12 protein-coding genes, 1 tRNA gene and 1 pseudogene are annotated in these 12372 nt (G+C 60.9%); 12 read left to right on the forward strand and 2 right to left on the reverse strand.

The annotated features are described in order from the left end of the window. A partial coding sequence (locus Y708_RS25260) for an MFS transporter (protein WP_035776471.1) occupies nucleotides 1-621 on the reverse strand: 621 nt, incomplete at its 3' end. 255 nt (nucleotides 622-876) lie between these two features. On the opposite strand from Y708_RS25260, the gene Y708_RS31540 reads away from it, so the two are divergent. The 8 genes and pseudogenes from Y708_RS31540 to Y708_RS0114505 all read left to right on the forward strand — a co-directional run bounded on the left by Y708_RS31540 (nucleotide 877) and on the right by Y708_RS0114505 (nucleotide 7826). After that, nucleotides 877-1500, forward strand: a complete 624-nt coding sequence (locus tag Y708_RS31540) for an MFS transporter (RefSeq protein ID WP_343212978.1) — start codon at nucleotides 877-879, stop codon at nucleotides 1498-1500. After that, nucleotides 1449-2314: pseudogene (locus Y708_RS31545) on the forward strand (MFS transporter). The gene Y708_RS31540 and the pseudogene Y708_RS31545 overlap by 52 nt, the downstream one beginning before the upstream one ends. Before the next feature lie 104 nt (nucleotides 2315-2418). Further along, a complete protein-coding gene (locus Y708_RS0114480; protein ID WP_028280481.1) occupies nucleotides 2419-3237 on the forward strand; it encodes a phage holin family protein in 819 nt (272 codons plus the stop codon). Nucleotides 3238-3293: 56 nt separating this feature from the next. Then, nucleotides 3294-3932, forward strand: coding sequence for a CDP-alcohol phosphatidyltransferase family protein (locus Y708_RS25270; RefSeq protein ID WP_081746821.1), 639 nt, complete (start codon nucleotides 3294-3296; stop codon nucleotides 3930-3932). A gap of 45 nt (nucleotides 3933-3977) precedes the next feature. After that, nucleotides 3978-4865 carry a DMT family transporter gene (locus Y708_RS0114490; protein WP_028280482.1) on the forward strand — a complete coding sequence of 296 codons (888 nt, stop codon included), beginning with the start codon at nucleotides 3978-3980 and terminating at the stop codon, nucleotides 4863-4865. 49 nt (nucleotides 4866-4914) lie between these two features. After that, a complete protein-coding gene (locus tag Y708_RS0114495) occupies nucleotides 4915-6111 on the forward strand; it encodes a glycosyltransferase (RefSeq protein WP_028280483.1) in 1197 nt (398 codons plus the stop codon). 176 nt (nucleotides 6112-6287) lie between these two features. After that, a tRNA-Ile gene (locus Y708_RS0114500) sits at nucleotides 6288-6361 on the forward strand. Between the two features lie 274 nt (nucleotides 6362-6635). Beyond that, nucleotides 6636-7826 carry an acyl-CoA dehydrogenase family protein gene (locus Y708_RS0114505; protein WP_028280484.1) on the forward strand — a complete coding sequence of 397 codons (1191 nt, stop codon included), beginning with the start codon at nucleotides 6636-6638 and terminating at the stop codon, nucleotides 7824-7826. Nucleotides 7827-7899: 73 nt separating this feature from the next. On the opposite strand, the gene Y708_RS0114510 is transcribed toward Y708_RS0114505, so the two are convergent. Continuing rightward, entirely contained in the window at nucleotides 7900-8391 is a 492-nt protein-coding gene (locus tag Y708_RS0114510) for a M23 family metallopeptidase (protein WP_081746825.1), read from the reverse strand. Nucleotides 8392-8849: 458 nt separating this feature from the next. On the opposite strand from Y708_RS0114510, the gene rpsB reads away from it, so the two are divergent. The 4 genes from rpsB (at nucleotide 8850) to frr (ending at nucleotide 12328) form a co-directional block, all read left to right on the forward strand. Then, nucleotides 8850-9842 (forward strand): 30S ribosomal protein S2, encoded by a 993-nt coding sequence (gene rpsB / locus Y708_RS0114515; protein WP_028280486.1) that lies wholly within the window; start codon nucleotides 8850-8852, stop codon nucleotides 9840-9842. A gap of 108 nt (nucleotides 9843-9950) precedes the next feature. Beyond that, nucleotides 9951-10787 carry a translation elongation factor Ts gene (gene tsf / locus Y708_RS0114520; RefSeq protein WP_028280487.1) on the forward strand — a complete coding sequence of 279 codons (837 nt, stop codon included), beginning with the start codon at nucleotides 9951-9953 and terminating at the stop codon, nucleotides 10785-10787. Between the two features lie 144 nt (nucleotides 10788-10931). Then, nucleotides 10932-11672: a UMP kinase gene (pyrH, locus tag Y708_RS0114525; protein ID WP_028280488.1), complete on the forward strand. Its 741-nt coding sequence runs from the start codon at nucleotides 10932-10934 to the stop codon at nucleotides 11670-11672. Between the two features lie 98 nt (nucleotides 11673-11770). Next, on the forward strand, nucleotides 11771-12328 hold the full coding sequence (frr, locus tag Y708_RS0114530) for a ribosome recycling factor (protein ID WP_028280489.1): 558 nt from the start codon (nucleotides 11771-11773) through the stop codon (nucleotides 12326-12328). Nucleotides 12329-12372: the final 44 nt, after the last annotated feature.

Below are 12372 nucleotides of genomic sequence, written 5' to 3' on the forward strand. Positions count from 1 at the left end.
CGAGCCTGAGCTCTTACGGCGGTCGGCGGGAAGGGTCTCGACAATAAATCCTGACGCCGCGATGATCACGAGCAGCCCGTAGCCGGCAAGGAACCAGAAGATGCCAGGCCACGGCATCACAATAAGCAGTTGGGAACCGATGACCGGCGCAAAGATCGGAGCCATCCCGTTCACCAACGCCATGTAGGAGAGCATCCGGACCAGCGGGTAGCCACTGAACAGATCGCGGATCATGGCCATGGCCACCACCCCGCCGCCGGCGGCTCCCATGCCCTGGAGCACACGGAAGATCATCAGCATGGTGATGTCCGTGGACAGTGCGGCGCCGAGCGATGCTGCGACGTGCAGGGTTGTCGCCATGATCAGCGGAAGCCGCCGGCCCACCTTGTCGCTGAGCGGGCCAACCAGTAACTGCCCCGCGGCGAAGCCAATGATGGTGCCGGTGAGAGTGAGCTGCACAGCAGCCTCGCTCACCTGAAGGTCGCTCTGCAAGGCAGGGAAGGCGGGCAGGTAGAGGTCAATGGTGAAGGGACCCAGGGCAGTGAGTGCGCCGAGGATCAGCACGTAGATGAGCTTCTCACGCCTGCTCAGTGCTGCGCCTGGATGGATGATCGTACTCAACTAAAACCTCACTGGACAAATCTGGATGGCTTGTGGATTGGGAGTGCCGCAGCGACGTTGCTGGCCAAAAGGGAATGTAACGGGTGCGGGCTGCGGGGGCTTCCATCGGGATTTGCGGCAGCGCATCAAATCCCTTGGGTGCCGCGGCGAATCATCACCTCTTCTATCCTACGGTTATTGGACAGCGGCGTCTTGCTAAGGGTGCTTGCTATTGACGTAGTCTGACATGAAGCGATCAATCAAAGGAGTCCCTGCGTGGCCACGAATTCCCGCGGCAGTAATGCCCCGGACAGCCTGAACCGTCCCCACACCGCCAAAGTTATCGGAGTTACGGTCGCGGCCGCCGTGGGCGGACTGCTGTTCGGCTTTGACACGGCCGTCATCAACGGTGCCGTGGACGCCATTCAGGAGGACTTTGGCCTCGGTGAAGCGGTGCTCGGGTTCACGGTTGCGATTACGCTCCTCGGCTGCGCCGCGGGCGCCTGGTTTGCTGGCGAGCTCGCGGACAAGTGGGGCCGGAAGGTGATCATGGTCGCCGCGGCCATTCTCTTTGCGCTCAACTCAGTGGGATCCGCCTTTGCCTTCAGCGAATGGGACCTCATGCTGTGGCGCCTGGCCGGTGGGCTGGCCATTGGCATTGCGTCGGTAATAGCACCCGGATACATCGCGGAGATCGCGCCGGCCAAATGGCGGGGCGGGCTGGGCTGCGTCCAACAGCTTGCCATCACCGTGGGAATCTTCGCGGCCCTGCTTTCCGACGCGTTCCTCGCGAACAGTGCAGGGGCGCCGCGAACGAGCTCTGGTGGGGCCTGGCCGCCTGGCGCTGGATGCTGCTGGTCGGTGTGCTGCCGGCGATTGTCTACGGCGTACTGGCACTGATGATTCCGGAGTCACCGCAGTACCTGATCCGCAAAGGCCGGGATGACGACGCCGCGCGCATCCTCTCGCGGGTGACCGGCGTTGCAGAGACCGCCGGGACGTTGGATGAGATTCGGGCAAGCCTGCGCATTGAGGACAAAACAAGCTATCGGGACCTGCGCGGGCCGATGCTGGGTCTCCAACCCATCCTCTGGGTGGGAATGGCCATAGCCGCTTTCTAGCAACTGGTCGGCATTAACGCCATCTTCTACTACTCCACAACGTTGTGGCAGTCCGTGGGCTTCAGCGAAAGCGATTCATTTACGACGTCGGTCATCACCTCCATCATCAACGTTGCCATGACTTTCGTGGCCATCTTTTTGTGGACAGAATAGGGCGGCGGAAGCTGCTCCTGGCAGGTTCGGCCGGAATGTTCGTGGGGCTGCTGGCAGCTACGGTGTCATTCTTCCAGGCAAGCGGAGCCGGGGAGGACATCATCCTCCCCGGAATCTGGGGCCCGGTTGCCCTCGTTGGAGCCAACCTGTTTGTGATCTTCTTCGCCGCCACCTGGGGGCCGGTCATGTGGGTCACGCTGGGCGAGATGTTTCCGAACAAGATCCGCTCCATTGCGCTCGGCGTTGGCGCGATGGTCAATTGGATTTTCAACTTTATTGTCACGCTGGCGTTCCCGTGGGTCAGCGGGAACCTTGGGCTATGGGTGATGTATGCGGCGTTCACAGCGTTTGCGGTGCTCTCCTTCTGGTTCGTCAAAACCCAGCTCACGGAGTACGCCGGACGCGAACTGGAAGACCGAGATGAACTTGCTGCGCGCTGAGGGGTGGAGTGGTGCCTGCATCCGGAAAACACTCGGGCGCGGGTCAGTGGTAATTTTAGGAACAGGTTTAGGGTTTGAACAACTAGTGGACGGAGGCAGGGCGGATGGACAGCTCGGCTAGCACTCGGGAAAAACGCTCCAACGGCACACCATCGGTAGTTGGGCTAATCAGGCTCCTCGCCCGGCTCACCCCGCGCCAATTCAGCGACGAGTATTCGCTTGCGCTGGAGCAGATGAAGCAGAAGGGTATTAAGGCCGGAATTGCGGCCGCCTTCTTTGCAGTTGCCCTGGTTTTCGGGGCATTCCTCGTCATTGCCTTGATCGTCGCTGCGATCATGGGACTCGCAACGATCATGCCGCCGTGGCTCGCGGCACTGTGTGTTGCGGCACTGTTCCTCATTATCGCCGTCATTGCGGCGCTCATCGGGCTGGCGCGGTTCAAGAAAACCTTGCCGTTGATGCCAGTGGATGCCATTCGTGGCGTGAAGTACGACATCGGTGTGCTGAAGGAGGGCCGCCGGTTCGACCCGGCCACGCTCGATGTGCAGAAGCCCAAGGAAGAGAAGAAGCCCAAAGACAAGGCCGACGGCGCCCCGAAGCCGCCCGCGCCGTCGTACGCTGAACTCCGCAGTCGTTCGGGACGGCGCCGCGACCACCTCGCCGAAGCCCGCGATGACCTGGACCGCGGCCTGGACTTCAAGACCCGCTGGCGCGCGTTCTCTGCGAAGACAAAAGCCAAGGCCAGCGAGGGTGCAGCCAAAGCCAAGGAAGCAGCCGCTTCCACAACGGGTCAAAGCCATGCCGCAACACCTGGGCCCGCGAGGCACAACATCACCCTGGCAGATCGGTGGAAGCCACTGAGCGTCGTCGCGGCGTCGGCAGCCGCGATTGCAGTCATGGTCCGAAGGCTGATGACCAGGTAGCCAGGGAAATAACCCGATAGCGTCATCACTGCCTGCATAATGGGAGCGGAGGGATAGTGATCAGACTTATTGGCGCCGGGGGACGGCCAGGGCAGGAAGCTGCAGAGCTGGACACTTTCTGGACCATACCCAACATCATCACGGTGGTCCGGTTTCTCGGCGTTCCGCTGTTTGTGTGGTTTATCGTCCAGCAGCAGTATGCGGCCGCAGTGATCACCCTTGTGGTTCTGGGTTCCACCGACTGGGTGGACGGCTATATTGCACGGCGATTCAACCAGGTCTCCTCAGTGGGCAAATGGCTTGACCCGGTGGCTGACCGTACGGCCCTGATCGTCATCGCCATAACTTTTGTGGTTGACGGAGTGGCTCCGGCCTGGCTGGTGTGGACCATTGTTATCCCTGACACGATCCTCATCCTCAATGCGTTGATTCTGTTCCGGGGTCCACTGCATCTGCCGGTCACCAACGTGGGCAAAATTCGCACTGCGCTGCTGCTGGTCGGCTCGCCCATGCTCCTGCTCCATCGGGTACCGGGCTTCAATCAGGAATGGCTGATTGTCACTGCGCACATCATTTTGATCATCGGCTGTGTGGGTCACCTGATCGCCTTCTACGGGTATTTCACCGCAGCTCATCGGAAATACCGTGCGGAGCGGACCCCGGTTCCCGGCGAGGGCGCGGTCGATGACGCCTGACCCTATGCTGTCCTCTCCGGTTTACGGACTCACGAAAGCTGGCGCATGGCCTGGCTAGCAATCGGGCTGGCGCTGCTGGGCGCATGTTTCCTTGCGGTGGGAGCGCAACGTCAGGGCAGTGCCGTGCGTTCCAACACCGGCGGACTTTCGCTGAATTCGCGCGGCCTCATCCGGCTGTTCGGCAACCCGCGCTGGGTGTTGGGCTTGGTGCTGCTGGGTGCTGGAATGGTCCTGAATGTCATTGCTCTGAGCCTGGCGAGCCTTACCGTGGTGCAGCCGATCGGCGCCATTGCGCTGGTGATCACCACCATTGTGAATTCCAAGGATCAGGGCGTGAGGATCAACCGGGCCACCGTCGTAGCGATTTCCGCCTGCGTGAGCGGGAGCGCCCTGTTTGTCCTGCTTGCCGTGAACGTCACGCGCAAAGACCACGTTGTCCTGCCTCATCAGGAGCTGACGGCGGTTTTGCTGCTGTTTGCCGCCGTGGCACTGTTTGGCTCATTGGCAGTGATGTTCAAACGGAGGCTCGGCGCATTCGCCTACATCCTTGGAGCCGGCGTGCTGTTCGGATTTGTTGCCGTTCTGACCAAGATCATTGCCACGCACGTGCTCGATCCCAACGGTCGGTTCCTCTTGAACGTGCCGCCGTACAGTCTCCTTGCGATCGTTGCGGCGGCAGCCCTCGGTTTCTGGTTTGTGCAAAGTGCCTACGCCACGGGTCCCCCGGATCTGGTGATAGCTGGCCTGACGGTCATTGATCCAATAGTGGGAATCGCCGTCGGCATTGTCGTTCTGGGTGAGCTGCAACCCAACGTGGAATCTGTCATAGCGATATCCATGGGAGTAGCAGCGTTCGTTGCTATTGTGGGGGTCATCGCGTTGTCCCGGCATCATCCTGATGTGGTTCAGCGCCGAAAAGAGACGCGGCGGTAGTGTCCGCCTGACGCATATCCACCGGCTGGAAGACTTGGGGAACACTGAAGTGACAGACCCGGCACAAAGAATGCCGCTCACCATCCTTATTGCCGCAGACACGTACCCGCCCCACATCAACGGTGCGGCGCAGTTCGGATACCGGCAGGCCAAGGGGATGACTGCGCGCGGCCATAATGTCCACGTACTGGCCCCCAATACCCGTAACGGAAAAAGCTACACGGAACCGGGCGGGGAATGGACGGTGCACCGGCTCAGGTCCCATGGCGTCCCAACCCATGAGTACTGGCGTATCTGCCTGCCCTGGGAGATCAAGAAAGAGATCAGCTTGCTTTTTGACCGGGTCCAGCCCGATGTTGTTCACATCCAATGCCACTACATGGTGGGGGAGTACACCCTCTACGAAGCGGTCAAGCGCGGCATCAGGGTGGTTGCCACAAATCATTTCATGCCCGAGAACCTGAATCCGTTTCTGCCCTTCCCCCAGTGGTTCAAGGACATCTTGGCTAAGAATTCATGGCGCGACATGGGCAAGGTGATGGGAAGAGCGGCCGTGGTCACAACTCCAACGCCCCTGGCTGCCAAGGCGATGCACCAGCACGCTTTTCTGCGCAAGGTTCTCCCGCTCTCAAACGGAATTGACTCGGCGGATTATGAGTTGAAGCCGGGCGAGATGCTGGAGACGTCCGATCATCCCACAGTGCTATTTGTTGGCCGGCTTGCTGAGGAGAAGCACGTGGACGTGCTGATCGACGCGGTGGCAAAGACGCCGGCCCATCTGAACGTGCACTTGGAAATCGTGGGGGGCGGCGAGGTCAAGCCCGCACTGCAGGCACAGGTGGAACGCCTTGGACTTGGCGACCGGATCAAATTCCTGGGCCTGATCAGCGATGAGGAATTGCGCCTCGCGTACCTTCGGGCAACCATCTTCTGCCAGCCCGGCACCGCTGAGCTTCAGTCTCTGGTGACCCTGGAAGCGATGTCCGCGTCCACCCCCGTCCTGCTGGCCAATGCGATGGCTCTGCCCCACTTGGTGGAGGAGGGCAGAAACGGTTATCTCTTCACACCCCACCGGAGTGATGAACTTGCGGAGCGGATCGGGCAGGTTGTATCCCTGCCGCCGGCCGAGCTTGAGCGAATGGGCAAGGTCAGCCGCGCCATGGTGGAGCGCCATGGAATCGGCACCACGCTTACGACTTTCGAGAGCCTCTACTACGGCGAGTCGCATGAACGGGAAACTGTCTAGCCACGGTGTCCCTTGTGGGACGCCCGTTCCGGGCTGAAAATGTTGGTGCGGTCACCTGCCGACTCCGTGCTCCTGTGGTTCATTCAGGCCGTCATCCAGCCGGGTGACTGTGGCGTCCCAAGCTGCCGTTAGAATGGACCGTGCATTAATTCAGGCCCTGCTCCGGCGGGAGCCGCGGGGCTGTAGCTCAGCTGGTTAGAGCAGCGGACTCATAATCCGTTTGTCCTGGGTTCAAGCCCCAGCAGCCCTACGAGCAAGGAACCCCGGCAGTTCAACTGCCGGGGTTTTTTGTACCTCTTGCCGGTCCGCGCACTCGAAACCGGCTGGCGCACTGGAAATGTCTGGAGCGCTGAACGGTTTCGGGTGCAATGTTCGGCATTGTGTGCGCCGAATCTATTGAGTGCACGCGCGCGATTGTGAACTAAGTTACTGGCGGGTAACATTGCGGGTAACATTGCGGGTGAGCGTGTTGACGCTGAGCCGCCAATATGCGGCTGACGGGATCACAGTGAGGAAACTAATCCATGGGTAAGCCTGCCATCGACGCCAACAATCTTCCCTATGCGGACGGCGATTTCTATGCCTTCGAGTCGTTGTTGACCGGCAAGGAACGTGACCGCCTGGGTGAGGTGCGAGAATGGCTTGCCGCCGAGGTTCGCCCGCACGCGGCCCGGTGGTGGAACGAGGGCGAATTCCCTCAGGAACTGATCCCCAAAATGGCCGAACTCGACGTCATGAGCCCGGTCCGCCGGCAGGGGTTCTCCAACCTTTACGCCGGTCTGCTGCACGCGGAATTCACCAGGGCTGACACGTCCATCGCCACCTTCATGGGGGTACACGACGGGCTCTTCACTGGTTCGATCGAAACGCTGGGATCGCCTGAGCAGCAGGAAGCCTGGCTTCCGGACATCTACGCAATGAAAAAGATCGGCGCTTTTGGCCTGACCGAACCACTTGGGGGTTCCGACGTGGCCGGCGGAACCCGTACCACGGCAGTGCGCGACGGCGCCACCTGGATCTTGAACGGAGCCAAGCGTTGGATCGGCAATGCCACCTTCTCCGACTGGGTGGTCATCTACGCCCGGGACCTGGCAGACAACCAGGTCAAGGGCTTCCTGGTGGACACTTCGCTTGACGGGTACACGGCCACCAAGATCGAGAATAAGATTGCGCTCCGGACCGTCCAGAACGCTGACATCCTGCTGGAAAACGTGGTGGTTGACGATGATTTCCATCTCAAGGGCGCCAACAGCTTCAAGGACACCAATAAAGTCCTCAAGATCACGCGGCTGTCGGTGGCGTGGCAGGCAGTGGGCCAGCAACTGGCCGCCTTCGATGTCGCCCGCCGGTACGCGGTGGAAAGGCAGCAGTTTGGCAGGCCGTTGGCGTCCTTCCAGCTGATCCAGCAGCAATTGGTACAGATCCTCGGCAACGCAGTGAGCTCCATGGGGATGATGGTGCGCCTCGCGCAACTCGAGGATGACGGCATTGCAAAGGACGAACAGTCCGCCTTGGCCAAGGCATTCACCACAGCCCGGATGCGCGAGAGCGTCGCGCTTGGGCGCAGCATCTTCGGCGGGAACGGCATCGTCACTGATTATGAGATGGCGAAGATCTTTTCCGACGCCGAGGCCATCTACTCCTACGAAGGTACTTACGAGATCAACACCTTGGTGACCGGCCGCGCAATAACCGGTATTGCCGCCTTCGTCTAGCAGCCACGGGAAGCCGCCCGTCCATCCTCACCTGTTCCGCCTACCCATCCTCACCCATCCCGCCCGCCCGTCCTCACCCGTCAAGGGGCAGCAGGATGGACGGGCGGCGGTCCGAAACATAGTTCAACGGGTTGACGTATTCCCCATTCAGCCGGACTCCCCAGTGGACACACGCCACCGGGCAGTGCGCTTCGGTGCTGAGCTGGCCAATCACCTGGCCCTCAGTGACCTCCTCGCCCTTGACCAGACTGCTTGACACTGGTTCGAAGCTGCTGAGCACACCATCCCCGTGATCCAGTGTGATCACCGGACGGTCGACCACCGTTCCGACAAACGCCACGACGCCGCCGGCGGGACTAAGAATTCCGCCCGCTTCAACCGATGCAAGATCAACCCCGCGGTGCCCGGGCATCCACTTCTGCGGGGGCGGCTCGAAGTGCCGTAGGACAGCAGGATCGGGGGATACGGGCCACTGCCACTGGCCTACGCTGCTGTCCGCAGACGCTGTGCCTGGCAGCACCAGAAACATCAGCGCAGCCGCGGCCAGGAAAACGGGTGTGGTCATCCGGGAGAGCTTGCGGACCCCGACGGAGGAAGAACGTGGTGGCAGGTGCAACATGTACTCAGTTTCCACTGCGATCGAAGGGTTAACCCGTGCGATCAACGCTATGTGGATAACTCCAGGGAGCTTGCCTCTGTGCGGCCTTTCAACGGGAGGCGTGCGGTGCGGACCGTCTGTGTTGCTGTAGTACACTTATCGGAGCAGTTTGCTGTGCCTGAACCTGTGTTCTTACACCTGTCCCGGCTTCGGTAGCTGACTACGCGTGCCCCGATCCGATTGTCTTCTCCTCCGGGAGATCCAATACGGCGCGCATCCTACGGTCCGGAGCAATCCGGTTGGATGCATGTGTCTACAGGACTGACGGGCACCAGGAGAACCGCCAAACAGTGCGGATCACTATCAACCGTTAACCGGCAGACTCCTCACTATTGAGGTTGAAACTGCCCTAGGAAAGGAACGGCATGCCAGTCGTTACTATGCGTCAGCTGCTCGACAGCGGCGTACATTTTGGCCACCAGACCCGTCGCTGGAACCCGAAGATGAAGCGATTTATCTTCACCGAGCGCAACGGCATCTACATCATCGACCTCCAGCAGTCGCTGTCCTATATCGACCGCGCCTACGAGTTCATCAAGGCAACTGTTGCCCACGGCGGGACGGTTCTCTTTGTTGGAACCAAGAAGCAGGCTCAGGAAGCTATCGCAGAGCAGGCCATGCGTGTCGGCCAGCCTTACGTGAACCAGCGCTGGCTCGGCGGTATGCTGACCAACTTCCAGACCGTGTCCAAGCGGATTCAGCGGATGAAGGAACTCGAGGAGATCAACTTCGAGGACGTCGCCGGATCGGGACACACCAAAAAGGAGATGCTGCTCCTGCGCCGCGAGCTCACCAAGTTGGAGAGCAACCTTGGCGGAATCCGGAACCTGACCAAGGCACCGTCCATCGTGTGGGTTGTTGACACCAAGAAGGAACACCTCGCCATTGACGAGGCCAAGAAGCTCAACATCCCCGTGGTTGCCATCCTGGACACCAACTGTGACCCGGACGAGGTCGACTTCCCGATTCCGGGCAACGACGATGCCATCCGCGCCGTCAACCTTCTCACCCGCGTTGTGGCCGACGCCGTTGCCGAAGGCCTCATCGCACGCAACAACCGCGCGTCGGGCAACGACGCCGCAGCTGTTGAAGAGCCGTTGGCTGAGTGGGAGCGCGAACTGCTGGAAGGTAACGCAGCCCCCGAGGCGGCTGCTGCCACAGCACCGGAGGCAGCCGGTTCGGAGGAAACTCCAGCAGCTGTTGCCCCCGCCGAGGCGACTGTTGCCAAGGCAGCTGAAGCCCCCGCCGCCGAAGCCCCAGCCGAAGAAGCCCCAGCCGAGGCGACTGTTGCCAAGGCAGACGAAGCCCCCGCCGCCTCAGCTGCTTCCACGGAAGCAGCTGAGGGCAACAGCAAGTAATCAAAGCCACAGGGGTGCGGGACATAATCCCGCACCCCTTTCCATGTGCCCCAGGCTTCAGTCCGGGGCCCGCATATCTTCGAGAAGTAATCTATCTGAGGAGTTCAAATGGCAAACTACACTGCCGCTGATATCAAGGCACTCCGTGAGCGCACGGGCGCAGGCATGATGGACGTGAAGAAGGCGCTCGACGAGGCCGACGGCAACGCGGACAAGGCCATGGAGCTCATCCGCATCAAGGGCCTCAAGGGTGCCACCAAGCGCGAGGGACGTTCAACGGCCGAGGGCCTTGTTGCTGCCAAGGTCGACGGTGGAGTGGGCGTCATGGTCGAGGTCAACTGTGAAACCGACTTCGTGGCCAAGGCGGGCCCTTTCGTTGAGTTTTCCAACAAGGTGCTCGAGGCAGCCGCGGAATCCGGCGCAGCCGATGTCGCGGCGCTGCTCGCACACTCCGTGGACGGGCGTCCAATGTCCGAACACGTCATCGAAGCCGGTGCACTGCTCGGGGAGAAGGTCGACATCCGCCGCGTGGCACGTGTGGAAGGCGCAATTGTTGACGCCTACCTGCACAAGACCTCCAAAGACCTGCCCGCCCAGGTAGGAGTGCTGTTTGCCGTCGACGGCAATGGCTCCGCAGCTGAGGAAGCCGCGCATGACGTGGCCGTGCACATCGCCGCCTACGCGCCGACCTACCTGACACGGGAGGAAGTCCCCGCAGAGCTGGTGGAGACCGAGCGCCGGATCGCTGACGAGACTGCCCGCGCCGAAGGTAAGCCTGAGGCCGCTTTGACCAAGATCGTGGAAGGCCGCCTGACGGGCTTCTTCAAGGAGGGCGTGCTGGTTGACCAGGCGTTCGCCAAGGACGCCAAGAAGTCCGTAGCACGGGTTCTGGCCGATGCCGGCGTCGAAGCGAAGGGCTTTGCCCGGTTCCGGGTTGGTGCATAACCTGTAATCGCTTGCATATTGTTTGACATGATGGAGGGGTGGTCACCGCGGTGACCACCCCTTCGTCTTGTCCGTACCTGCGGACACACCACACCGGTGTGAAGCACAGACTTTCAACGCATGCACAATTGCCGGGGAGGCACCATGGACAGCTATAAGACGGGTAAAAGCGGCACGGAGACGGGAAGACGCCGTGTGCTGTTGAAGCTCTCCGGCGAGGTTTTCGGCGGCGGCAAGCTGGGCGTTGATCCGGAGACTGTGCGGGGAATCGCAAAGCAGATCGCGGCCACCGTCGGTCAGGTGGAAGTGGCCGTGGTCGTGGGCGGAGGAAACTTCTTCCGCGGCGCGGAGCTATCCGTGAGCGGCATGGACCGCTCACGCGCCGATTACATGGGGATGCTCGGCACGGTTATGAACTGCCTTGCCCTTCAGGACTTTCTGGAGCAGGCAGGAGTGGAGACCCGGGTGCAGAGCGCCATCACCATGGGACAGGTCGCTGAGGCATACATCCCACGGAGGGCCATCAGGCACCTCGAAAAGAGCCGGGTGGTCATCTTCGGTGCTGGAGCCGGGCTGCCCTACTTCTCCACCGACACCGTCGCTGCGCAGCGGGCTCTTGAGGTCCACGCAGATGTGGTGCTCATGGCCAAAAGCGGCGTCGACGGCGTCTACACAGCCGATCCGCGGAAGGATCCGGACGCCCGCAAGCTCGACAACCTGTCCTACGATGACGCGCTGCGCCAGGACATCCGCGTGATGGATCAAACCGCCATGACCATGTGTAAGGACAACAACCTCTCCATGGTGGTCTTCGGCATGGAAGGTGAAGGCAACGTCACCCGGGCCATTCTCGGCGAGACCATTGGAACAGTGGTTTCCCCCTGACGAATGAGGATTGTTCGCACCCCGCAGGCTGCCCGGCCACGCGTTCACCGTGAACTAGGATTAGGAACTGAACCGGAAGCGGCACCAAAGGAGAAATCGTGATTGAAGAGACATTGTCAGAGGCCACCGGAAAAATGGACAAGGCGGTTGAGGTAGCCAAGGAAGACTTCGCCACGGTCCGCACCGGGCGCGCGAACGCTTCCCTCTTTTCCAAGGTGATGGTCAACTATTACGGTGCGCCGACGCCACTCCAGCAGCTGGCGTCCTTCCAGAATCCTGAAGCACGCACGCTTTTGATTACGCCCTTCGACAGGGCAGCGCTCTCGGACATTGAACGGGCATTGAGGGACTCTGATCTGGGCGCCAATCCCTCCAATGACGGCAACGTCATCCGGGTGGTGCTTCCGGAACTGACTGAGGAACGCCGCAAGGAATACGTCAAGCTGGTCCGGGCTAAGGCGGAGGACGCAAAAATTTCCATCAGGAACATCCGCCGGAAGGCCAAGGACGGCATTGACAAGTTCGTCAAGGACGGCGATGCAGGGGAAGACGAGGGATCGCGGGCGGAGAAGGAACTCGATGCCCAAACCAAGGCCCATGCAGACAACATTGATGAATTGCTGAAGCGCAAGGAATCCGAGCTCCTCGAGGTCTAATGAGCGATGTCCAGCCTTCCGCAAAGGCTGGCGGAACGCCTGCC

The organism is Arthrobacter sp. H5 (genome assembly GCF_000520595.1).
In the GTDB taxonomy this organism is placed as follows: Bacteria; Actinomycetota; Actinomycetes; order Actinomycetales; family Micrococcaceae; genus Arthrobacter_D.